The organism is Photorhabdus africana, from assembly GCF_035181445.1.
Classification (GTDB): domain Bacteria; phylum Pseudomonadota; class Gammaproteobacteria; order Enterobacterales; family Enterobacteriaceae; genus Photorhabdus; species Photorhabdus laumondii.
Window position 1 is genome coordinate 20480 of the sequence record NZ_JAXBVE010000036.1, and the last position, 24446, is coordinate 44925.

General features: G+C 47.6%; 18 protein-coding genes, 1 pseudogene and 2 CRISPR repeat arrays. Of the genes and pseudogenes, 5 read left to right on the plus strand and 14 right to left on the minus strand.

Annotated elements, in window-relative coordinates; all coding sequences use genetic code 11:
• Positions 1-2: 2 nt before the first annotated feature.
• Positions 3-893: a myo-inosose-2 dehydratase gene (gene iolE, locus SLS51_RS17770; RefSeq protein ID WP_323839969.1), complete on the plus strand. Its 891-nt coding sequence runs from the start codon at positions 3-5 to the stop codon at positions 891-893.
• 47 nt (positions 894-940) lie between these two features.
• Positions 941-1768: a 5-deoxy-glucuronate isomerase gene (iolB, locus tag SLS51_RS17775; protein ID WP_323839970.1), complete on the plus strand. Its 828-nt coding sequence runs from the start codon at positions 941-943 to the stop codon at positions 1766-1768.
• 47 nt (positions 1769-1815) lie between these two features.
• Positions 1816-3941: a CRISPR direct-repeat array (repeat unit 28 nt; unit sequence TTTCTAAGCTGCCTGTGCGGCAGTGAAC).
• 129 nt (positions 3942-4070) lie between these two features.
• Here the strand turns inward: iolB and cas6f are convergent.
• From cas6f to cas1f, 6 genes are all read right to left on the minus strand, one after another.
• Positions 4071-4625 carry a type I-F CRISPR-associated endoribonuclease Cas6/Csy4 gene (cas6f, locus tag SLS51_RS17780; protein WP_323839971.1) on the minus strand — a complete coding sequence of 185 codons (555 nt, stop codon included), beginning with the start codon at positions 4623-4625 and terminating at the stop codon, positions 4071-4073.
• Between the two features lie 9 nt (positions 4626-4634).
• Positions 4635-5645 carry a type I-F CRISPR-associated protein Csy3 gene (csy3, locus tag SLS51_RS17785; protein WP_323839972.1) on the minus strand — a complete coding sequence of 337 codons (1011 nt, stop codon included), beginning with the start codon at positions 5643-5645 and terminating at the stop codon, positions 4635-4637.
• Between the two features lie 23 nt (positions 5646-5668).
• Entirely contained in the window at positions 5669-6631 is a 963-nt protein-coding gene (gene csy2, locus SLS51_RS17790; RefSeq protein WP_323839973.1) for a type I-F CRISPR-associated protein Csy2, read from the minus strand.
• On the minus strand, positions 6628-7983 hold the full coding sequence (csy1, locus tag SLS51_RS17795; protein WP_323839974.1) for a type I-F CRISPR-associated protein Csy1: 1356 nt from the start codon (positions 7981-7983) through the stop codon (positions 6628-6630). The genes csy2 and csy1 overlap by 4 nt, the downstream gene beginning before the upstream one ends.
• 682 nt (positions 7984-8665) lie before the next feature.
• The gene (gene cas3f / locus SLS51_RS17800; protein ID WP_323839975.1) at positions 8666-11944 is read right to left on the minus strand and encodes a type I-F CRISPR-associated helicase Cas3f; all 3279 of its coding nucleotides are present in this window, start codon (positions 11942-11944) and stop codon (positions 8666-8668) included.
• Entirely contained in the window at positions 11941-12921 is a 981-nt protein-coding gene (gene cas1f, locus SLS51_RS17805; protein WP_323839976.1) for a type I-F CRISPR-associated endonuclease Cas1f, read from the minus strand. Before cas1f ends, cas3f begins: the two co-directional genes overlap by 4 nt.
• A 212-nt stretch (positions 12922-13133) precedes the next feature.
• Positions 13134-14241: direct repeats of the CRISPR family, unit length 28 nt; unit sequence TTTCTAAGCTGCCTGTACGGCAGTGCAC.
• Positions 14242-14489: 248 nt separating this feature from the next.
• Here cas1f and SLS51_RS17810 point away from each other — a divergent pair.
• Both SLS51_RS17810 and SLS51_RS17815 read left to right on the plus strand, forming a co-directional pair.
• A pseudogene (locus SLS51_RS17810) lies at positions 14490-15699 on the plus strand (IS701 family transposase).
• A complete protein-coding gene (locus tag SLS51_RS17815) occupies positions 15696-15839 on the plus strand; it encodes a hypothetical protein (protein ID WP_323839977.1) in 144 nt (47 codons plus the stop codon). Before SLS51_RS17810 ends, SLS51_RS17815 begins: the two are co-directional and overlap by 4 nt.
• A gap of 377 nt (positions 15840-16216) precedes the next feature.
• Here the strand turns inward: SLS51_RS17815 and SLS51_RS17820 are convergent, their stop codons facing one another.
• The gene (locus SLS51_RS17820; RefSeq protein WP_323839978.1) at positions 16217-16831 is read right to left on the minus strand and encodes a DJ-1/PfpI family protein; all 615 of its coding nucleotides are present in this window, start codon (positions 16829-16831) and stop codon (positions 16217-16219) included.
• 101 nt (positions 16832-16932) lie between these two features.
• Here SLS51_RS17820 and SLS51_RS17825 point away from each other — a divergent pair, with 101 nt between their 5' ends.
• Positions 16933-17073, plus strand: coding sequence for a hypothetical protein (locus SLS51_RS17825; protein ID WP_323839988.1), 141 nt, complete (start codon positions 16933-16935; stop codon positions 17071-17073).
• A gap of 5 nt (positions 17074-17078) precedes the next feature.
• On the opposite strand, the gene SLS51_RS17830 is transcribed toward SLS51_RS17825, so the two are convergent.
• The 7 genes from SLS51_RS17830 to tssA all read right to left on the minus strand — a co-directional run bounded on the left by SLS51_RS17830 (position 17079) and on the right by tssA (position 24257).
• Positions 17079-17306, minus strand: a complete 228-nt coding sequence (locus SLS51_RS17830; protein WP_323839979.1) for a hypothetical protein — start codon at positions 17304-17306, stop codon at positions 17079-17081.
• Between the two features lie 25 nt (positions 17307-17331).
• Positions 17332-18696 carry a VasL domain-containing protein gene (locus tag SLS51_RS17835; protein WP_323839987.1) on the minus strand — a complete coding sequence of 455 codons (1365 nt, stop codon included), beginning with the start codon at positions 18694-18696 and terminating at the stop codon, positions 17332-17334.
• A gap of 94 nt (positions 18697-18790) precedes the next feature.
• Entirely contained in the window at positions 18791-19231 is a 441-nt protein-coding gene (tssE, locus tag SLS51_RS17840; RefSeq protein WP_323839980.1) for a type VI secretion system baseplate subunit TssE, read from the minus strand.
• Positions 19232-19236: 5 nt separating this feature from the next.
• The gene (gene tssJ / locus SLS51_RS17845) at positions 19237-19776 is read right to left on the minus strand and encodes a type VI secretion system lipoprotein TssJ (RefSeq protein ID WP_323839981.1); all 540 of its coding nucleotides are present in this window, start codon (positions 19774-19776) and stop codon (positions 19237-19239) included.
• The gene (gene tssG / locus SLS51_RS17850; RefSeq protein ID WP_323839982.1) at positions 19754-20842 is read right to left on the minus strand and encodes a type VI secretion system baseplate subunit TssG; all 1089 of its coding nucleotides are present in this window, start codon (positions 20840-20842) and stop codon (positions 19754-19756) included. Before tssG ends, tssJ begins: the two co-directional genes overlap by 23 nt.
• Complete coding sequence (tssF, locus tag SLS51_RS17855) at positions 20806-22578, minus strand: type VI secretion system baseplate subunit TssF (protein ID WP_323839983.1); 1773 nt, start codon at positions 22576-22578, stop codon at positions 20806-20808. The genes tssG and tssF overlap by 37 nt, the downstream gene beginning before the upstream one ends.
• Before the next feature lie 104 nt (positions 22579-22682).
• Positions 22683-24257 (minus strand): type VI secretion system protein TssA, encoded by a 1575-nt coding sequence (gene tssA, locus SLS51_RS17860; protein WP_323839984.1) that lies wholly within the window; start codon positions 24255-24257, stop codon positions 22683-22685.
• Positions 24258-24446: the final 189 nt, after the last annotated feature.

Here is a 24446-nt window from a genome sequence, read left to right on the forward strand (position 1 = left end):
TCATGGCAGTTCAACTTGGTATCAACCCTCTGACCTGGACTAATGATGACTTACCCACCCTCGGCGCAGACACACCACTGGAAACCTGCTTAACAGAAGGCCGACAAGCAGGTTTTACCGGTTTTGAATTGGGCAACAAATTCCCTCGTCAAGCTAGCGTATTAGGCCCCATTCTTGCTGCCCACGATCTCGTACTGGTCTCTGGCTGGTACTCTGGCGAATTACTCACCCGTTCGGTAGCAGAAGAGATTAAAGCGGTACAATCTCACCTGACCCTGCTACGCGAATTGGGGGCTAATGTCATGGTCTTTGCGGAAGTGACAAACTGCATTCACGGCGATCAAAATAAACCAGTCCATCTTCGTCCTCAATTTCCAGCTAACCGCTGGCAAGAATACGGTGAAAAATTGACTGAATTTGCCCGTTACACCCAAGAACAGGGGGTTCAGATTGCTTATCACCACCATATGGGAACGGTTATTGAAACTAAGGAAGATGTTGATCATCTGATGGAAAATACCGGAGATGAAGTTGGATTGTTGCTGGATACCGGCCATTTGACCTTTGCTGGCGCTGATCCACTGGCTATCGCAGAACGCTGGGCAAAACGCATTAATCATGTTCACTGTAAAGACATCCGTCCTGATGTGCTCGACGATATAAAAAATCGTAAAACCAGTTTCCTTGATGCCGTGCTGAGTGGTGTATTCACCGTACCGGGAGATGGTTGTGTTGATTATCCGGCAATTTTTCAAGTGTTGAAAAAGCAGAACTATAAAGGCTGGCTGGTAGTTGAAGCAGAACAAGATCCTGCTATTGCTCACCCATTCACCTACGCAACAATGGGTTATAACAATTTACATCAACTAGCCAGAGATGCAGGATTGTTTTAATTAATCACAACCTGATTCATGCAAAAATAGTACCGAGGGTAGATAATATGTCCAAATTATTATCAAAATATCATGCACCGGATCAAAACAAACGAACTCAACATATCACGCCGGAATCAGCAAACTGGAAGTATGTCCATTTTGATGTTTATGAGTTGGCTTCGGGTGAAAAAATCACCTTACCCGCATCAGAAAATGAAACCTGTCTGGTTTTGGTGGCAGGAAAAGCCACCGTGACTACGCCACATCAACGGTTTGAGCATATTGGTGATCGCATGCAGCCATTTGAACGCAAAAAACCTTATGCTGTTTACATCACTGCGGGGGAATCTGTTGAAATTATTGCCGATACCGCTCTTGAACTCGCGGTATGCCAAGCACCGGGTAAAGGAAGCTCCCCAACTCGACTGATTACGCCACAGGATATTGATGCAGAACAACGTGGCAATGGTTACAACCGACGCTATGTTCACAACATCCTACCGGATAATAAACCTGCTGATAGCTTGTTGGTGGTTGAAGTCTTTACCGATGAAGGCTGCACCAGCTCCTACCCTAGCCATAAACACGATACCGACAATGCACCACAGGAAACCTATTTGGAAGAAACCTATTACCATCGTCTGAACCCATCTCAAGGATTCTGCATGCAACGAGTCTATACCGATGACCGTTCACTGGATGAATCAATGGCTGTTTACAATAAAGATGTGGTAATGGTGCCCAAAGGCTACCACCCAGTGGCAACCATTGCCGGTTACGACAACTATTATCTCAACGTAATGGCCGGACCAACTCGTAAATGGCTATTTACCTGGGAAAAAGACCACCAATGGGTTAATAGTGAAGAATATGCACAAAAGCACAACAATTGATGCATATCGAGAAGAAAAAAGGTTGCTTTTTTAGCGCACTCAATCAAGTGCGCTGCTGCCTGTGCGGCAGTGAACAGTCGTAAACACCAAGTCGTTTGATTCGAGACTTTCTAAGCTGCCTGTGCGGCAGTGAACGCCGATTGAGAGTGATACGACATTGAGAGAACTTTCTAAGCTGCCTGTGCGGCAGTGAACCAAGAAATGGGAGGATGGGAATCAATCGAAATTTTCTAAGCTGCCTGTACGGCAGTGAACAGAAAAAGGGTGAAACAATCACCGTTCAGACTTTTCTAAGCTGCCTGTACGGCAGTGAACAGTGAAGATAAAAGCCGTTGGGAAATCTTACCTTTCTAAGCTGCCTGTACGGCAGTGAACTTCTACAATGCATGAAACGGATATCAGCCATATTTCTAAGCTGCCTGTACGGCAGTGAACTCATAGTCTGTGTGAATGGTGCGCTCGTGGATTTTCTAAGCTGCCTGTGCGGCAGTGAACCCAGAGTTTTAAATGTGCGTCGAATGTCTCTATTTCTAAGCTGCCTGTGCGGCAGTGAACTAAGTCAGCAATCAATAGAATCGATAGAAAGTTTTCTAAGCTGCCTGTGCGGCAGTGAACTTCATCGAGCGGCCATTTTCTTTGGCTCTTTCTTTCTAAGCTGCCTGTGCGGCAGTGAACGCTTATGTCACTGTAGACGGCATTAGTATCATTTTCTAAGCTGCCTGTGCGGCAGTGAACTTCAATAGGCGAACAAGTGCAGGGAAAGAAGATTTCTAAGCTGCCTGTGCGGCAGTGAACGACTTCTTATGGCCTTGAGTTTCTCCGATTGATTTCTAAGCTGCCTGTGCGGCAGTGAACTTGCTCGCGGCTCCAGGTCTTCAATTGTGATCTTTCTAAGCTGCCTGTGCGGCAGTGAACCTTTCGGGATCGAATTTTTCACCTGAACGATATTTCTAAGCTGCCTGTGCGGCAGTGAACAAAAGCATCTCGTCAAAGCCGTGCAACAAGCATTTCTAAGCTGCCTGTGCGGCAGTGAACATAATTCAATGCCAAAGTAATCAACCTTGATTTTTCTAAGCTGCCTGTGCGGCAGTGAACTTTGTTTATAACAAAGAACTTGCTTTGTCAGTTTTCTAAGCTGCCTGTGCGGCAGTGAACGTGAATCAAGCGCCGGATGTCGAGTGGCCTGATTTCTAAGCTGCCTGTGCGGCAGTGAACACATACAGTTAAAAATATTAAATAATATCAATTTTCTAAGCTGCCTGTGCGGCAGTGAACTTAGCATTTCAAGCGTCGCTGATCTGTTCGCTTTCTAAGCTGCCTGTGCGGCAGTGAACTCATTGACCGGGAGTTATATCTGCCCCGTCAGTTTCTAAGCTGCCTGTGCGGCAGTGAACTAATGAGCACATAAAGCATTTTTATAATCGGCTTTCTAAGCTGCCTGTGCGGCAGTGAATCAGAATGCGGGCTTTGGATTTGATGCTATCTATTTCTAAGCTGCCTGTGCGGCAGTGAACATAGGCTTCTTTACCAGCTTCTTTCATTGTTTTTTCTAAGCTGCCTGTGCGGCAGTGAACTTCACGGGCGACGGTGGTGATGGTCTCTTCAATTTCTAAGCTGCCTGTGCGGCAGTGAACGTCATTGTGTTGTGGGCTGTACCGCGCGTGATTTTCTAAGCTGCCTGTGCGGCAGTGAACTTGCTAATTATGACCCGCGTATGACCCGCGAATTTCTAAGCTGCCTGTGCGGCAGTGAACGAGTAATGAGATATGGTGATTGTGGTTTTGATTTTCTAAGCTGCCTGTGCGGCAGTGAACCCGATGACTTTACTCATCGTGTTTTTATTCTTTTTCTAAGCTGCCTGTGCGGCAGTGAACTGCGATCATCACATTTTGGCTCTTCTTTTGCCTTTCTAAGCTGCCTGTGCGGCAGTGAACGATTGCTGGATGATCTATCCAGAAGAATTAGATTTCTAAGCTGCCTGTGCGGCAGTGAACGGGGCGATTTCATTACAAATATGGCGGTAATTTTTCTAAGCTGCCTGTGCGGCAGTGAACACGTTAAATTCCTGGCGAAAGTCTGCGGACCTTTCTAAGCTGCCTGTGCGGCAGTGAACACTGATTTCGACACGTGGAACGGCAAAGAGTGTTTCTAAGCTGCCTGTGCGGCAGTGAACAGTTAGATACTACCTTTAATTTACTGATTATTAAAGAACATAATGATAAAAAGCAGAAAAACCCTTTTTATTAGCAGCGGCTAATCCCTTAAATAAATCAATAAGTTATAATTAGCCGCGAAAAAAGGGTCAAAACCAAGGGATGGTAGCTGATGAACTTAATCCATAAGAACTGAAAACTCCTTGTGTTGATTTATCTTCTATTGGTCCTTGTTTGACAAACAACAGAAAACTTTGACCTGATGACAAACTTTTGAGAAACAAGAACGGTAAATGAGTACGTTGTTCTTTGCTGATAGAAATGCGTTGTAAGGCTTGTTCCTCCGTTAACCACCCTTTTTTAATTGAACGACGACGAAGCCGCTCCGCACTGCTTTTAACCTGCACTCGGCTGACACAACGGTACTTAGTTTCTTGAGGGATTGGCTGGATATCAATCACCTCAGTATAATCCCGGAGTCCTTTTAACCAAGATAATGCTTGCAAGTCATTCAGCGCTTCGCTTGAACCGTGCATTCTCAGCGTATTCCCCAACGTTTTCCCCGAACGAGGAAAACTGACACCAATCTGTCCATTACCTACTTGCCCCAAGGCCCGATGCAGTTTAGCAAATAATGCTTCCATAAGGTCTTGCTGACTAAATTCAGGATCGGGAAGAACGCGGATTTCAAAGTAATAATCCATTGTGTCCCCTTATTCACCTTTTTCACCAAAAACACCGCCACGAATTAGCGTCGCCATAACATAGTGTTGTTGCTCTACTTCTGGCGCTTTTCCTTTAACGACCCAGTTATCTAACAAAGTATAAAAATCCATTTTCACTTTAGGCTGACGATAAGCCTTACCACGACTGGTGACAGAACCATAGGGTTCAACCGCTATTGGGCCAAGACCCAATTCCGTAGCATCTGGATACCACGTGTCAATAGTGCGGAGCGCATTACCCACTTTTTGCGAATGCAATGCAGCGATTTCATTGACCTGATACAACACTTTGCTTTTTTTACTGTTACTGTCGAGAACCAACTCTTGAGAAGGGAAAATTTCCTGCCCATGCCCTAAACGAACAAAAGCCTCAACATTGAATAATGTTGATCTATCGCCTGCCAATCCTTCCTCAATTTCGGCGGCAAGTTCAGCTAAATCACCTTCTACCTTACCAAATTCACGTAAGCTAAAATCTTCGCAATCAAACTCCCACCATTTGCCACTCTTACCACTTACGCGAACCTTAATTTCTTCTGCTCCAACTCGGTTACGCCACAAAAACCGTCCATTAGCCAAGTTTTCTGCATAACGTGCTGCAAGCGTTTTGAAACCATGTTCAGCAATATAACCGTTGATCACGTTTGCCAGTTCAGCTTGATAATCCTGATCATTACATACTGATGGTGTTGAAAGATTGCCTAAGACCCGTAATGTAAAACTGACTTTTAGGGTATCAGTATCAAAAGGCAATGCGGCAACATCAACACGTTGCAGGTTTGCTTTTTGAATCTCCGCATCCAGTTTGGCTGGATCGCTGGTTAATGCGTTTTTCAAGCGGTTAGAAATCGTCCCCCGGACAGCTTTTTCCTGAATAGCAATAGGTCTCCATTCACCATCAATGTGTTTCCAGTTTCCAGCAAACATTAAAGCATCAGAGTTAGAAAGTTTACGTTCAAACGCCAGTACAGAAGCCGTTTTAATAGTTGATTTAGACATGTAGATATCCTTCTTTAAATTAATCAGTCGATTATTCTTACTTTCTTATTGGGTTTGGATTGACGGGAAACAGTCTGCTGATTACAGCATCGGTAAATACCCTCTTGGTAATGATGACACCAGAGTAGCTGGCGAATATCATAAATACGGTGCAGACTCCGCCACTCTCCTACCCCATAAATTGCTTCAACAAAACAAAATGGAGTATTAGGATCACGGGTTTTATCTACTTTCCCGGCGGAATATAATGGTGATATCGCTTGATAACCCGTCATCAAGGGGACTAAATATCCCGAAGCAGGTTTAGGAATATATTCCCAATACGCAGGATCACCAATTTCAGGTTGCTTATCATCCTGAGTAGGAATAGCTCGCATTTTAATAGCGGAAAAATCAAGCCAAGCATCAATCATCTCTGCTTGAGGGTTATCCTGTTTTAATTCTTCGTAGTGTTTAGCTAACAATTCAGAGCGATCTAGCAAGGCAAAACCCGGTAATAAACGCCGCATTAACTTATGGGTTTCCTGTTCTTGTTGTGGAAAAGCAATAACATTTACTTTAGTAATTTCAGTAATAGTACCACCAGCTAGTCGCTGAGTTGGACATATTTCTAGTAAATATTGTTCCAATTCGTTAGCTTCTGTATCGCCAGCAATTTCACCAGAACATTCTATTAATAAAGAAACTGTCATATGCATACGACCTTCTTCATTAAAAGAAGCAGTCTTTTCTTCTCTGGTTAATGGATTGCGGGTTAAAGCAAAGACTTTATCCCTAATAGGATCAGACTGATGGGCATGCAGTTGGTGGTTATGACAAATAACGCCACAATTTTCCAAGTTTAAATTATGACTTTGTTGCAACTTACGTGAAAGCGCATGAGTAAAGCCAAGAAAATGAGTGATTGCAGGAAAACCATAGGTTAAGCCTGCAATTGCATTCGCGTTTTCTACTTTAATATGGCGCAAAACAATCAAATAACTCATAACGGTACCTCTGGCAATTCATCCTCAAATTCACGTAACCGTTTTTTAAACACAAAGGCCCATTCACGACGTTCAACATACTTAACTTTTAACCGAGGGTGTCTTAAGCCTTCGTTCAACCAGTGACCAAAATCATAGGCAATCTCTTTTTTCCAGTCCCCTCCATCACGCTCAAATTCGAATATTTCATCCAATTGGCAACGATAAGGATCAAGCCAAAGCTGTTGAGAACGCTTTAATTTGCACTTATCATCTGCGCTCCAACCTTTAGAGCTAACCAAATTCTGTACACCAGCAACATAGTTAAACAAAATATCAATAATTTCATCAACATATTCCTGACGTCTCCGTCTGATTTCCACGTTACTTTCAAGGTCTTGAACTTTTAATAAATACCACTGCATCTTCCAGACAGTGCTACGAGCCAACGTATCGAATTCACTACGCGAATGGAAAATAGATGTATGCTTCATTGGGGGCTTGGGAATAGGAATATCTTGCCAGTTAGGAACATAGCAAGGTAAAAGCCAAACCCGCCCACTGCTTACACTGTTAAGGTAAGAAATATTTTGTGGTTTAGTGCCACCAAAATTCTGTACCACAATATCCGCGTAACTCACCCTAGTTTCAGGATGCCAACGTTCTTCTTTCTTAGCTTTATTAATTTCTTTAGATGACTCACCAAAACGGGATTCAGCAATACGCTGATACATAGCATGAGCTAATGATGAGGAAAAGAGCGGACTTAATAAGTGATACTCACCAGTGCTAACTGGGAAATAGAGCTGCTTTGCCAGCTTATGCGAAGAGAGCGTATCATCTGACAAAGCTTGCCGAAATCCCTTCACCCAATTTTCAAACTGTTGCTCGTTTTTCGCCAATTCAGCTAACGCCGAATAATCTCCCCGATGCATAGACGCCACTAGTGAGTCTCCTTGATATTCAGTTTGCAGTAGTTTTGCAATATCAAGAGCGGCCGCATTGCCAACAGCATCTATCGCAGGTTTATGCAAAGTTACAGTGGAAAGATATTCACTACTTTCCTTGCTGTTTAAGGATGATGCAAAAATACTGCTACCTTTTGCATCACTATGGGTAAATTTCAGAGCATGTGTCACCAAATTGATTTGCTTTGCCCGGTTAGCGGCATCATCCAACCAATTTCTGATCTCGTAACGTTCTTCCAGATCTTTGCGTTGTTCAGCAACCTCTTGTTGGACAAATTCAATATCTTCTGCTAAGTCTAGCTTTGCTAGTTTCTTTTCTACCTCTTTATCAAAAGATTCCAACTTTTGCTGTTTACGACTTTCAATATAATCGACAATAAATCGGCTTAATCCACTCGCATTCATAACCTCTTATTCACCTTACTCAAAATGTTATCAAAATGCGCCAAACACCCCTAAAAATGGGCGATAACGCCACGCTTCTCTGTCTTTTTCCTGAGATATATCTCATCCAAAACACTGACTGACACCTTTTAACTCCATAATACATATGGCAGTCAACACTCAGAATTAGAATCAATCATCGTGTACTCACTCACGTACACGATGAACCTACCTCTTAATACCTATATTTGTTTTACCGGCTGCTGGCTGATTGTAATGCTCACAGTTATCGTCCTCTGGCCTTGAGTGACATCAATCAACTGAAAATTAACATCATTTCCAGCGGGCAAGCAAAAAAGGAGTACAAGAAACACACTCAGTACATTCTTCACTATATACATGTAAGTCGATTTTCTCTTCACCGCTATTCTCCGCATAATTAGACGCCTAAATAAGATGTTCCATTATCTTATTCTCAGCCACGCAGAAAATCAACGACCTATTTCGTTTCTATTATGAAAATTTCATCCTGAAAAAATAGATGATTAAAGATTACCATACTTAACCTAAAAAATCTTTCATAACTTCATATAGAATTTAACCTCTCAAACATTTATCATGCGAGCTACGAGCACTGCTGGATAAGCAGCTTAGAAATATTTAGTTTCAACTATCCTAAACTGCCGCACAGGCAGCGGTGCCCTCAACTGGGGGCACCAAACACCCCTAAAAATGGATGGTAACGCCATGCTTCTCCGTCATCTTTCTTCCTAAGACGAATCTCACCAAAATGTTGGCTTACATTTTTTAACTCCATTTCATTTGTATCAGCCAAATTCTGGTAAATCGTCTCAGTATCAAGTTCAATCCAGGCACTCACGCCTGGTGCAAACTCTAATTCTGGCACATAGTCAAACGCGTCGCTTTCTTTTATCCCAGCCTGACCGCTGTCCAGAGCCACAAACTTCGCTTCTTCACCCTCTTCTTCAAGCCACAAATAATGTAGTTCATCAGGTTCTGATTGACGAAATGGTTTATGGCGTTGCAATTCTGCACACCATGAAGCCTGTTCTCGCCACCAAAGAGCTGAGCAGTAACCGTGTTTATTATCAGAGACACCTTGAAGCTCTTCCCATAAACGTTGATGCTCAAGATCGACCAAATTTTCAAACGGTGAACTATCTCCAGCATTATCGCGTTCCTTTATTCTCGGCAATGCACTGATTAGTTCATATTGATAAGGTTCCAGTAATTCATGTAAATCATGACTAGCAAAAAGATAATCTTTCGACTCAAACCCTGGGCGACAATAAACCGGATGTTCTAAACTAGTCGCTTTAAGTGCGTTATAGTTTTTCGCCAGAATATGCAGATTAGGCTCCCGTGGTTCTTTTCGTCGATGACGTTGAATACGTCCGGCAAGTTGTATCAATGAACGCATTGAGCTGGGTTCAGCTATACTCCAATCGTAATCATGATCCCGACCAACTTCAGCTACAGAAGTTGCCGCTACTACAAAAATATGATCCCTTTCCGATGTCTCTTCTAATGCTTTGCGAATTTCCGCTACTTGCCACAACTCTTCTTCATCGTATCGTGTTAACGTTGAATCCAGCCGACGTTCAAGATGAGAACGTATCGCTAAAGGATGCTGGCTATGATAGACACAATAATGGATACGCACATTTTCAGGGGATGGCATTTGTAATAACCGCTGTGCAACAGCAACTAGTGGATTAATATTTGCCATACGGATTAAACCAATAGAGACGGTTTTACCCGATGAGTGGGTTTGATGATGTTCTTCATGCAACTTCAATATAGAGCGATTCATCACTTCGGCGATAGTATTAATAACATCATTAATCTTACGACTTTCAGAAATAATCGGTACAAGTTCAGCTTTACGCAATGGCACTATTTTTTTAAGCCTGCCAATACGCTTATTAACGAAAATATTATGCTGTTCCTGAAACTGATATGCATCGATCACATCTTGTTGCGTCGTTTCATATTCATCAAACCAAGCACAACAGATATTCACCGGAGCACCAGGTTGACCACATGCTAATTGATAATCTTGGCGTCCGGCACGATAAGCATTGAACAATGCCTGAATCAACGCAGGCGGTAATGTGGCAGATGAAAGCAATACCCGCGAACCTAATAACCCTGCCCAGTTCACTAATCGGCATAAAGCCGACAAATCGTTAATATCAAAATCATCCGGCTCATCCAACACCAAATCAGAAGTGAGTAATCTCAACATGGGTGCAATTTGCTTCCCACCACGAATACCCTCAGTAGCCGGAATTAAATGGTCGATGGTCGCTACCAGCACAGGTGCGCTAAGCAGCTTATTAAGTTTATTATCTTTACGTAGCCAATGACTCAAACGCCCATCATCTAAGCTGCCGTCATAACTAACATATTGATGCTCTGCAAATAACTCTTCCGTGGATATACTACCCACATCAGGTTCAAGCGCTTTTTGGCGGAGTTGATGTAATTCTTTCACTGCCTGAGAACCAATAAGCACTGCCAGATCGTCTTCTTCCAAATGCAATCTTTTACGTAATGCATCACCGGTTTGTAACGTTAACGTTCTTAACCCCAAAGCGATAGAAAAACGGCATCCCTGCTTTTCATCAGCTAGCCCATACATAATCCGTGCATTGGCAAAGGTTTTACCGCAACCCGTGGAAGCCATGTTAACACCAAAAAAGCCCTGTTCTGCTGGACGTTCGCGTAAAGCACATGCAACATCGAACGCCTGATCCTGCCAACGGTATTTTTCATCTTTACTGCGTTGTTTAAATCCTTTATGCCGGGTAATCGCAGGCAGCGTTTTACGAATATGTGGCAAACTTCTCCCCAATAGCAAAGCATTCTGCCCAACACCAATATTGTGTTCATCTAATCGCTGCTTGCACTTACCGGTTGTTCTATCAGTATTGGCAAATACCCCATAGTTAACATCCTGCCAACCCAAAGTTGCTGGCAACGATGAATAATGATGATCGGCCAGCATTAAAACTAGCCGAGACATATGACTGGTGAAACGCTGGTTCAGATTGCCATATTGCGATAATGACGTTGATTGCAGCGCTCTTCGCGCAAATTTTTGCGCTTTCTGACGCCAAGTCTGACTACGGATAGGTGTACCATTTGGAAATATCCAGACATCACGTTTATCCTGATCACTCCAGACCTTATTATCCATGTTGATTGAGTTCCATGACGGTTCTAAGTGGTTAATCAGCCAACTATCAATATCTTTTAATTGTGGTCTGCGTACATATCGATCGTCATAACTAGGATAAACAGGAAGACGATGATGAGAGAGGATTAGCCAAGCGACAGTGGTTGCCAATGGCGGTAAGTCAACAAAAGGGTTTGCATAGGAATCGATACCATCCTTAACCAAGCGGGAAAGAATCTTATCCTCATCACCGGACTCAATCTGACTCAACGAAGTCAGCCACCCCTTATCATTTTGCTCATCAACAAATGCCCGAAATAACCGCAGAGATACCCATTCATGTCGATACGGTTGAAACCGCCCATCGCCTTGTAAACCTTGCTGGAATAACGTATTAGCTTTACCAAAATCATGAAATAACCCAGCAATCGCTGCCAATAAGCTGATGGCTTCTACACTATGCCAATGATTTTCATCCTGACTTTTCAGCACATCACGTTGTGTCGTATTCGTGGGTACAACCCCCTGTGAGTTAAAGCGTCGCAAATTCCCGACTATCCATAACAGCTCAGTTTGACCACCACTTTTTATCCAATGGCAAGCCACCGCCGTATTACGACGTGCCGTTTTACGCAATAGCTTACGCAAAGTATTTAAACCTTCCAGGGTGATAGCCGTTTGCCAAGTTCTATCACCTTTACGTTCAGCAAATTGATCCAAAATTCGGCGGGTTTCTGTTAGCGCGCGTTTATTACATTGAGAGACTAAAAGAATATTCATCGTGCCACCTGACTCAGTTGCTGAGCCGTTGTTTGCAAGGCATCAATCATAGTGTCCAATGCCTCAGCTTTCTGAAATCCACTAATACAGCGTTGGCGAAATTCCTGTTCATCTTCTCCAGCCATTGCCGCAATAAATGCTTGTGGCAATACCAACGCATCTTTAATCAGATCAGCAACATCAAAAACCAAACCACCACGACGGGTTTTACCATGTAACACCGCAAGACCATGTGGTAAACCAATGACCCAAGTTGCAACAGCGGCTAATCCGTAGGCCAGATAATTACCATGATCAAGAAAACGGTTTGCCAAATCGACACCACCGCCGCGTTTTGCCCGGACAAAATCGCCATAACTCACTGCATTTGCCGCCAGTCTGTATAACGCTTTAGTCATCACAGCTTCTTGGGCCATTAAATCTTTATTATCACGACAATTTGCAAGATTCTGCTCATAACGTGTGAGTAATGACAATAAACTCTCACGATTAAGCATAAAAGAGTTGTCTCGCAACATTCGACTACTTAGCCAATGTTCACGAATTTGTGCAATACGAATTCTTTGAAAAGCAATCGCTGCCGCTAATCGTTTTTCATCATCAAACCAGAAACTCACCCAATCTTGTAAATACTCCGTAGGGCGATATTCACTTTGTGGTGTCAGCCAAGATACATCAACTTCAACCTCATTAGCCGCAAATAGCGGTGTACCTCCACCACCACAAAAACCAACTAAAACACCCGCCTTAGCAAATTCACGCATTGCTGCCTGAGTAATAGAAGTACCCGTTCCCAACATAATAACGGTGGTATTTGCAATTGGGATATTCCAATACAGGGATTGCTTTCCTTCATCAGTGACATACTCAACACGGCCACCATTCACTAATACTCGACAATATTGCAGGTAATAAATATTCGAGCGTTTGGAATGCAAAATAGTTTTAAGATCACTCGGAGAAAAGTTGTTATCCATAATTTAAGAATTACCTAAATAATTAATTTCATTTATGGTAAATATTATGCATAAATTTTACACAAGTAAAACATCACAGATGTAAATCAAAAGAATTTACACTTCTTTACTAATTAACAGCATAGTGCCTTTCCTAAACAGGAATAATTATACTCTAAGCTATCTGTGTGGCAGCACACTCGATAGTTTAGGAGAATAAGGAAAACTTTCTATTTTTAAACTGCCTGTACGGCAGTGCACGGTAGAATAAAAGTACTCTGTAATGTTGATATTTTCTAAGCTGCCTGTACGGCAGTGCACATAATGAAATAATCGATGATGAGATTTTGTTATTTCTAAGCTGCCTGTACGGCAGTGCACTCATGCCGATCGCAATCAAAGCCTCACCGGCTTTTCTAAGCTGCCTGTACGGCAGTGCACCAGGATGATTTTAACGAACTGCGGCGGCAGTGTTTCTAAGCTGCCTGTACGGCAGTGCACTGAACGTAACGGAGTTCAGAAAGAACCCGATATTTCTAAGCTGCCTGTACGGCAGTGCACAAACAATTTCACAACGATATACATCCCACATTATTCTAAGCTGCCTGTACGGCAGTGCACTTAAAGGACTTCTCAGCAACGTCGAACGCAAGATTCTAAGCTGCCTGTACGGCAGTGCACATTACTACGTCTGGCAATCTGCCGCTACTAGAATTCTAAGCTGCCTGTACGGCAGTGCACGCTGATTGACTCACAAAGTGATAATTCTCAGATTTCTAAGCTGCCTGTACGGCAGTGCACTTCCGAAGCCGATTGATTATGAGCTAAAAATATTTCTAAGCTGCCTGTACGGCAGTGCACCTTTAACTTATCAAAATAAGCCGACTCCAACTTTTCTAAGCTGCCTGTACGGCAGTGCACGACATGAAGCTGACATATTTCTATACATTGCTTTTCTAAGCTGCCTGTACGGCAGTGCACTCGCTGTAAAAGGTGCAGAAAGCGCAAAGAAATTTCTAAGCTGCCTGTACGGCAGTGCACTTAAAGGCGGGTGACAGTGCGCTTTATCACATTTTCTAAGCTGCCTGTACGGCAGTGCACCTGATGCTTATTTGGAACCGGATAGTAAAGACTTTCTAAGCTGCCTGTACGGCAGTGCACTTATCACCAATCAACTGTGCATCGATATAACTTTTCTAAGCTGCCTGTACGGCAGTGCACGTATCTCTGCGGACATCTGGTGGACGCTGCAATTTCTAAGCTGCCTGTACGGCAGTGCACTTAGCAACACTTGATGATATCAACGTCCCTGTTTTCTAAGCTGCCTGTACGGCAGTGCACTGTTACATATTAACTTTAACCTGTTGATTTTTAAATAGCATAACTACTAAAAAGTGAAAAACCCTTTTTATAAGAGATAATTAATTTATCCATAAAATCAACAAATTACAACCCCCTTCAAAAAAAGGGTAAAAATAAGGTAGCAGCAAAAATACCATCACATACTTAAGTCGTCTGTCCTAATACTACAACCGTAGATATTGTGTGATAATGCGCCAAGTTCTCATGCCAACATAGCGAACGATTTGATGCAAACACCGTTGACCCAGTGGACACAGGAGCTGCATACATTACATGCCCGTTTAGCTCCCTTGTTCAAGCGCTCCGAACCCCGACAGCGCAGTCTGGCCTACCTTAAAGGACTTCTCAGCAACGTCGAACGCAAGAACGGCTGGCAACTGGCTGAGTGGATGGGGGAAACCTCTCCTGACGGTACAGCATCTGCTTGAACGTGCCTTGTGGGATGCCGAGGCGGCCCGCGATATCTTGCGTGACTACGTTGTCGGCCACCTGCGGGATGACAACAGCGTGCTGATTGTCGATGAGACCAGATTCATCAAGAAGGGACAGTATTCCGCCGGCGTACAGCGCCAGTACAGCGGCACCGCCGGACGGGTGGAGAACAGCCAGATTGGCGTTTTCCTGTGCTATGCCGGCGGTGGGGGCAGTGCCTTCATTGACCGGGAGTTATATCTGCCCCGTCAGTGGATTGATGACCCGTCAAGGCGCGAGGCGGCGGGTATCCCCACGGAAGTGAAGTTTGCCACGAAACCCCAGTTGGCCTGCCAGATGCTTGAGCGGGCACTGGATGCCGGTGTCCCCTGTGGCTGGGTAGCGGGCGACAGTGTCTATGGCGGTGACCGCCGCCTGCGGGTCTGGCTGGAGTCGCGCCAACAGCCCTTTGTACTGGGCGTCGCCCGGAATGAGCCGCTGTGGTGGAAAGGGCCGGTGTTCATGAGTGCGCAGGCCATCGCCCAATCGCTAACGCCGCAAGCCTGGAAGTGCCGGTCTGCGGGAACCGGCGCCAAAGGCGAACGTCGATACGACTGGGCGTTTACCCCACTTTGGCGCGTGCAATTCACGCGGGAAGAACGGCGTTTCGGTCACTACCTGCTCGTGCGTCGCAGTCGTGATGAGAAACGGGAATTAGCCTACTACGTGGTGTATGCGCCGCGAAAGAAGGCGAAGCTCAAGACGCTGGCGCAGGTGGCGGGCCGGCGTTGGGAGATAGAGACGGGCTTCGAAGCCACCAAGGGGGAGTGCGGTCTGGCGCAATACGAAGTGCGCCGCTGGCAGGGCTGGTATCGTCACATCACGCTGTCCTTGTTAGCCCACGCGGTGCTGGTAGCCTTGCGGGTGCAGGAGAAAAAAAACGGTGCCGGGGCTGATTGCATTGAGCGTCCCGGAGTTGCGCAGGCTACTGTCACGACTGATGTGGAAAGCCCAGGAGGTCGTTGAACATATTCTGCATTGGTCTATCTGGAGGCGAAGGCACCAGTACCGTGCTCAGCAGTGTCACTATCGTCGTAGAGGTGAGAGTCCATCCACAGGATAAGTACGGCTGTAGTACTAGGATGCAGACTGGCATTGCCCAGTAGCCGTTACGGAGAAAAAGATGCCGGGCCCCAGTATCTGGGGGACCCCCTAGCGCCTGTTCCGCCGTGGAGCCCATGCCTTTCAGCTTGTCGGTCAGCGCACCGATCAAGTGAAATATCGGCAACTGCTCACCGTAAGATCGCGCTCGCTGAATGGCGACAAAAACAGCCAGAATACACCACTCATCTGCGGTTAGCCGCTGGATCGCCTTGTGTTTTAGTAATGGCAAAGTGCTCTCAGCTATCAGGTTTTCGATAAACTTGATTGCATTGACCAAGGGCAATTCATTGATAATAAAAAGCTTAGTACGATATTAAAACTCGCTCAGGACAAAAAGATATGTTAAATATCTATTCAATATTACTAGACTGATATCCGCCTATTTAAATGGATCTTCTTCATATTGAAGAAGATAATTGTAATAGCCTATTCGAAACAACTCATGATCTTTTTTGATTATATCTGGTGCTTCAAAATTGAGATTTTTTAGTACACACTCTGAGAATTCAATACATGCCGTCCCATTTGCTGTAATTAAATTTCTATCAACAACCACTTGTTTTAAAATGAAATTTTCATCACTCTTATATTTATTATAACCTCTCCATAAACATGGAGAATTTCCAGTATGTTTATAATCATTTAATATTCCATTCCTTGCCAAAAAATCAACAGCTCCACAAATTGCAGCAACAACAACTCCATCATTGAGATAAATGGAAATAAGTTTATTTAGTTTACTTGATTCTATATTCGATGATGACTCTAATTTCCATGAATTTCCTCCGATCAAGACAAAAAGATCAACGTAGGAGGGAAGAGTTTCAATGGAATTATCAATCATGGTGGTGAAACCACCTATTGATTTACAGGTGCCTTTTTCTAGAGAAACAGTCTCTACTGTCCACTCTTTGCTTGCATTCAGCCTACTAGCAAGAAAGGCACCTTCCCAATCTGCATAGTTATCCAGTAAGAAAAAAAAAGCTTTTTTCATCCGCAACGTCCTTTTGTATTTAGACTTCAAATCTATCATTCTTCCTGTGGTGTGGCGATCTTCTATCAACCACAGGGGAAATGTTATGAGGACTCTGCTGCATGACAGCTCAGAAATCAGGATATTTCACGTTGCAAGAAACCAATCGTCTCAAAACTATTCAGGATGTAATTGATGGTCGCATGAAGACCAGTCGTGCCGCTGAGCATCTTGGCATCTCACCTCGCCAATGTCGTCGCTGATATTTTCATGGAAGAGTGGTATGCGCAAACAAGCGCCGGAACCAGTCCGGTTCAGACACCTGGTCATTCGGTGTTTTTTCGGCAAACGGATCAACCCCCTTGGGTATGTCAGGATACATCATAAACTGATGCCGACACGCGTCACTGTGAACCATGAGATTACCCGCTGACATCTCCTCAACGTAGTTCAATCGCAATGATTGACACGCCGGACAGCTTATTCCCTTCGGCATGGACACACTGGCAGGAGTGCATTGATTAATGGATTACAGACTGCATGAGCAGTGCATAGCGATTGAGTAATTGATTAAAACGGGTATCAATTTGCTGGCGCAATGCCGGGGAGGCCGTGCCACTTTTTTGTTGTTCGGCCAATTGGCGCAGCAATTCTTCCAATGGCGGTGTCCTCATCAACGGTTGCTGAATGCCAAATACCATCGATTTTAATTCAGAGCCGGTCAGATAACGACCGCGTTTTTCGTCCAGCGCATCAAGTTGGGCAGCCAATTGTTGCAGACGCAATTGGGCCAGATGGTAATTTTCCAATTCAGGGACAGGCAACGCCGTGGCTTCACGTTGCTGTTGCCACTGTTTCCCCATCTCCTGCACCGTTTGGCTGGCTGGCCACAATGTTCGCAGTTGGTGTAATAACTGCGCCCCGTATTCCCATCGCCACAACGCAGGCAACGCATCCAAACTGGCCAGCCTCTCCCGACTGGCTGCCAGCGTTTCATCTTGCAACCGGCTCAACAGTACCGCGTTGTTCGGATGGCGTAACTCCGCAAGCTGCGTTGGGGACAACGTACCCGGCAAAGGTTGCGTGGTCGCCCGCAGTGCCTGCACCAACAGCGGTGCTTGTCGCATTTCATTCACCCCCCAGACGCCGGTCACTGCCAACGCGCACAACGCAACACCCGCGACAAAACCGTGCCAAGCTTTCCAACGGGGTACAGCCCGGACCACATTGCTCTGGGGGGAGACACCAGAGACCGTTTCACGCACGACATATATCCGTTGTGGCCGAAGGTGTTCCGTGGGCGTCAAAATAGCATTGCCTCCAGGTTGTACGGAGGAGATCGAGACAACAGGCATCATCCCCGTTTCCGGCCTCAGACGCTCTAAGCGCCGGGCGCTGTTGTGAAACCACTCGCGGAGGCTATCGAGTTGACTCATATGTTTCAGTTCCAGACGTTGAAGCACTTCACACAGATGCTCAAGAACCTTTTCCACACGATAAATCAGCGGCAGGTCAATATAGGCGAAAACAGCGGTACGTAACACCTGCTGTAAACGTGCAACCAGCCCGGCAAATATCTCAACCCTGACAGGGGTAGATTGAGGCCAGAATTGAGACCACTGATGAGCCACTAACCCCTCAATCAGAGTCAACCCTTCATGAATACCCGCTAATCCGGCACGATGTGCCCGGGCCAATGTGTACCAGGCAGCACTTTGCAGTTCTACCCCGTTGACCTGAAATAACGTCAAACAAAGCTGCTCAACTCTGGCCCAATCAACGTCAGGCCGTGCCGGATGACTCAGTTTACTCATTTCGTCTTTCAGCGCACTGAATTCAGGTTGTGTCCGGGGATCATCCCCGGTATAGACAATATTTTCAGTCATCACTGTATTTTCATCCAAGTTTGTTGCTGAAATCAGCGTCATTAACGCGGTGGGACAACAGAAAGCGTCAGCGAAATAGGCAGTCTGCCGCAGATTAATCTATCCGCCCTTGTTGGCGCAGATGGCGGATCAAGACTTTCCCTTCCGGGACAAATTCGGTGTTAAAATGCACCCACCCCACCCCTTTCAGTTCAGCGTGGATTTCATAACGCAAATGTGCCGGTTCAATCTCCGGCAATAACGTGACACCGACCTGCTTCAAGCGGGGCTCATAAGTCAACAGCGTATGTTCAATCGTCGAGATCAAACGCTGTGACGACGCGGGTAGCCCTTGCAGGATAGTGCTGAGATCAGGCAGGCCATAATCCGGCAGATGGATCAACGAATCCGCCCGGCAATTGAGGATACACTGCATATTGTCCAGTACCGACAAAATCACCTGGTTCTCTTCGCTGACCTGATGCAAATCCAACCCGCCGCTAAAGTTGCCGAAAAGGCATTCATGCAGGGAAGGCTTGTTGATTTTCTTTTTCATTCAATTCACTCCTTTTCAGGCAACAGCGTCAGGCCGCTGGCATTCAACTCAATCGTGCGGGGCTTATCCGGTAACAACGCATTGCGCCTGATGATGGTACGCCAGGTCGCCCCGGCTAAATCAGGGCGTCTGAACAGGCCCACCACCGCGACATATTTCGTTTGCGCCGCCATCGGCATATTAAGAGCGGCATGTCCCCCGGGTTTGACCACCACCTCCCCGCTCGCCAGACAATCGGCACCGAACACCCGGTCACCATTCTCCAGCACATCTGCATAATCCGCCTTTTCCAACGTTTTGTTATCCCGCAATTGATAAACCCGGACCAGCGTCGGGACGGACAGAGCAACATGTTCCCCACTATCCGTGTTAACCGCTGCCCGGGGCGTAAAATCCAGCCGCAATGTTTTCACCTGCCGATGAAAAAGGGCGTGCGTAACAGATACCGTGCCATCCGTTACGGTCTGAGTCAGACCGCAACCGGTCAGCAGTAAGGTTATTGCCGCTATCATCGGCACAGCTTTATATAAAGGCATAGTTAACATCGTGTCCTCCTGTGTTTTGATAACTGTCCGGCGGTATCCCCTGATAATCCCCCAGATCCACCGTCATTTTGTCAGGGACCGCCCCCCGATTATCTCCAGCTTTCAGCCCTAACACCCCGGTCAGCCCCAGTTGAACAGGCTGCTCGCCCAACACCGGCACCGGTAATATTCGGGTCTGAAGGGTCAATTGCAGCCGGGCCCGGTACCGCCAGCCCAGATAAACGCGCAGCAACACCCATAAATCCGTCTGCAATTGCCCGCCCGGCAGCCAGCCCCGCGCTTCCTCCGGGCAATCCGTGTACAGCGCCAACAATAACTGGCTGTTGATATCCGTGCCGATCCTGCCCAGCACGGTACGTTGCGCCAGGGAAATCGGCTGCGAGTCTGAAAAACCAGCCGGTTGCATCAGCGGGATCTGCCGCGGGCAAGAGGGTGTCACCACGACACGGGTCTGCGGCGCCAGCAATGTCACCAGCGCCGATACGCCTTCCGCCGTCCGGGTCGGCAGACGCATCACACTGAGCAACGCCAGAAAACGGGAGGCCGGCGTGGTAATCTGCTGCTGACTGCCCGGGATACCCAAGCCAATCAACCCCAGCAAACACTGCGATGTTGGGTCACTGCCCCCGGCAGCAAACGTCGCCGGGTAGGAATATTTACGCCAGATACGGTAAAACTGGGTGAATATCCGGTGATTAAACATATCCAAAAAGGCTTCAACCGCATCATGCCCTTCCCGGTGTTGAGCGATATCATTCAGGTAAGCGGTCGGCAACGGGGAATCCACACCGTACAGCCCCATAAATGTGGTTCTGACCGTCGGTGGACGATCCGGATGATGACGGTCCGTTTCTATCGTTTTCAGTTCACCGATAGGGAAGCCCATCCCCGGATGGGGCCGGAAACGTATTACGTCATCGGCGGGATTATCCGTACTGCCCAGGGGTAGCCGATCCGGGGCCGTGCGCTCAATGGCCTGACAGAACTGATAGAAATTGAGCGTCGAAATATCGGCTTTCAGTACGGACATTAGCCGGGAATGTATTGACTGTGTTTCTCTTGCCATAACAAACGTTCCCCTGTGGGTTGTAAGATCAGCGTCAGCCGGTTAAACAGATGGATATCGGTGTACAAGGCAAAGAAGCGACTGAGCATCTCGCCGAACAGACAGATATCGCCAGCCCCTGAAAAACCCTTGCTGTCCAGCGTGACTTCAATGTGCACCCCCCGTTGCAGGCACCCCTGTTCAAACCGCTCAATGAGCGCATGTTTCACCGCCACGATGGCCGCCAGACGGCGCGCGTTCATATCATCGTCGGTCCAGTCGTACAGGGCCAGCGTCCCGCGCAACACTTCTGGGTTATCCATCAAACTAAGGAAATTGGAGCCGAGATGACTGAGTACCCGCCAATGAAAGCGATCCCGATTTGGCGGATAACACGGCAATGTCGGTTCACACAAATTACGCACGGTCAGCCCCGTCAAAGGGGGAGAAACCGCCGTATCCAGCAGCGTCTCCTGCAATGCCCGACGAGACAGTTGCCCATTGGTGCCGGTCATCGTCAGTGACAGATTTTCTTCTTCCTGGGATCCCCCATTATCGACCGCTTCCCCGCCCAGAATCAGCCAAGTGTCGTACAAACCTGACGGCCCCTGTTTCACCCGAGTATGGTAGTAACGCTCCGGCGCGTCATGGCGCAACATACCGCCTTTGTGGCGGAAACTACTGAAGGGCACATACGCATGGTGCTCGCTGCGTTTCGAGGACACCACCGCATCCACCGAATAAATCTCGGTATGCCCGTCCTGAAGGCGCATCGGGTGCAGCAAATACTCCGTTTTCAACGGTGACAGCGGCAACGGATCGGATTCCAGCGGAAACAGATTAATCACCGGGGCACAATGCAAACGGATATGCTCCGCAGAAAACGGCCACTCATTCGGCCAGCTTTCACGCAGCACCACATCCAGCTCAAACCACGGTGTTCTGTCGGGAATAGTCAGCTTTTCCAGCCCACAAAGCGTGACAAACATGAATTTCTCGCGGAAGGTGAAATACTCCAGCAGCAACTGATAACCACTGAACGCACTGTCCCCTTTCGGCCACAGCCTTTCCTCATCGCCAAATCCCCACGGCGAGAATCCCCCGTCAAACGGCTGGCGGTCAGGCTGGCCGGGCAGGCGCAAATAAAGCTGTTGCGTCTGAAGGGTCAATGCCCGATGTAACGCACAGGCCAGCGGGCTGTCCGCGCTCAGATACAGGGGCAAACGGCTCAAATCAATCTGGCGCCAGTCCACCAAAGTTCCACACTCAAAATGCAAACGAATGACAGCACGGCCATCCGGTTCAGCCTTAAGGCCGGCGTCAGTCAGCGCCATCGGCAGCAACTGAACCGCCTGGGTGGTGGTATAGCGACACCGGGTCTGTTGTGGGCCGATCGGTTGCGAAAGCACCTCAAAGCCCTTTTTCACCTGCACCGGATTCTTCAGCTGTTGCAACTGTGCCCAATCCGCGCCCAGTTCCACAATGGACAGTGAAGGGATCGTGCGCAGATAATGCGGCCACAGCAAACTGACCAGCCCTTCCGTCAACTCCGGCAAGTCATCATCCAGCTTCTCGCGCAGGCGGCCCATCAGAAAGGCAAAGCCTTCAAACAGCCGCTCCACATAGGGGTCACGTATGCCGACTCTGTCCAGATTGAGCATCGCCGCCCGGTCAGGATAGGCTTTGGCAAACTCTTTGCCCGCTTCACGCAGGTAGCGCATTTCTGCCTCGTAGTAGCGCAGGATTAAATCATCCATCGGATTGTCCTCAAGTCAGTCATAAAACGGTTCAGAATAAATACCGTAGAGAGGGTAAAACGGGTCGAACAGGGATAAGATTGCCCTGCCGTGTTCCAGGGCGATCAGCGACACAACACCGCGGCCCTGACGGGATCAATTGCCACCAATCCGGCCAGCAAAGTCTCCCGGCGTTGTGCCGTCAGCGCTTTATCCTGTTCGCTACGCTGCGCTTTCATCCGCAGCAACTTAAGTCGCCGGGCTTTCACCTCAAACATCAGCGCCGGTTCCCAATCACTCAGACCCAATCGGTCGTCGGTGTCCAGCTGCGCGAGCAGATGCAACGCCATCTCATTTTTGCCGTACTGCTCTGCCACCCGCGCCATCAACAAGCGCAGGAGCCAGCGGGAACGCACCCCCATGATCCCCGGCAATTGCCCCAGCCAACGCAACGCAGCCTCAATACCTTCACTGTCCGCCAGTTGTAACGCCTCCGCTTCCAGTGCCAGAATGTCATTTTCACCCGGTGCCGGAGAGGCGGCCGGTAACCCGTGATCCAGGGCCGCCACCCCGTCCCGCGCTATCCACTGACCGGTCACCTCATCAGCAAACGGTGTCCCGTCGTTATAGGCCAAATTCTCCAGCCCCGGCAGGCGCCCAAGCAGGATGCTCAGATCCTGTTTCACAATATCCCCCCAACTTTCATCAGGATGGCCCAATTTGCTTAACGCCTGACAGAGATACCACTGTAAATCGAGCCAAAAGTGGTTAACCCCTTCCGCAAACATCCCGTCAACCTGCGTCAACAACTCACGCCAACTTTGTTGCCGGTAGAGCCGTTTCAATTGCGCCCGGTATTCAGTACGAGGCGGCGCCAAACGGGTCAGTCCGGTGGCATCCTGTGGCGGTAACTGATGGACGGTATCCCAACGCAGACTTTTCATCAGGCGATGACTGGATAACCACCCTTGCGGTTGATCACGCAGATAACGCGCCAGTTCACGCGCCTGTTCCAGCAAATCACGCCCGGACTGCACGGGCCGCACGATGGAGGATGGCCCGTCACCGTTCGCCGACGCGGTCTGTGCGACAGTTTGCGGCACCACAGCGTCAACACCGCCCGATTGGGCCAGACGGTTTTCCAGTAGTCCCGCCAGCCCGGCGAGGGTTGGACGAGTCGCCTCGTCCCAGCCAGCAAACACGTGTTCCAGTAACGCCAGCGCGGCCAGCACGCGTTCAACATCGGCGCGATTCACTGCCGGGTGACGGGATAAACTGGCCTGAATTTTGTTCCCGGTCAGCCACACCAGCGCGGCCTGACGGCGGCCCGCCCGAAGGGGTAGCAAGGTTTCGCCGAAACGATCCGCCAGCGCGGCTAACAACGTCAGCCCCTCAGCCAGACCGTTTTCACCCTCCTGATGCAGACGCGCCCAGACGTAATAGGTCACCACGCGAACATCTTTACAGTGGGTCATCAGCAATTTTTCCGCCAGTTGACAGATAAGGGCCGTATCAATGCCACTGAGTTTATTCACCTCCTCCCGCATACGCTGAAAATCATCGTGATGAACCGGATCCTCCCCGGTCGGCGCCTCCGCGCTAATGGGCAACAACCACGTCGTCCACCGTTCGGTCTGCTCTCGGGCGAGGGCCAACACATCACACTCACCCAGACAGGTTGTTATCAATCGTTGCAACATGATCCCTCCGTCAGGTCATCGTCATCGACCGCCGACATTTTTGTGTCATCCCCCGGTGTCGTGTCAAAAATCGCTTTCGGCAACGTAAATCCCCGCAGTTTCAGCAACGCCAGCGGCCCGCGGCCCATTTCCGTGCGTAATATCCAGGTCACCGGTAAACCGTCCGGCATCATCCATGTCAGCCGGTAA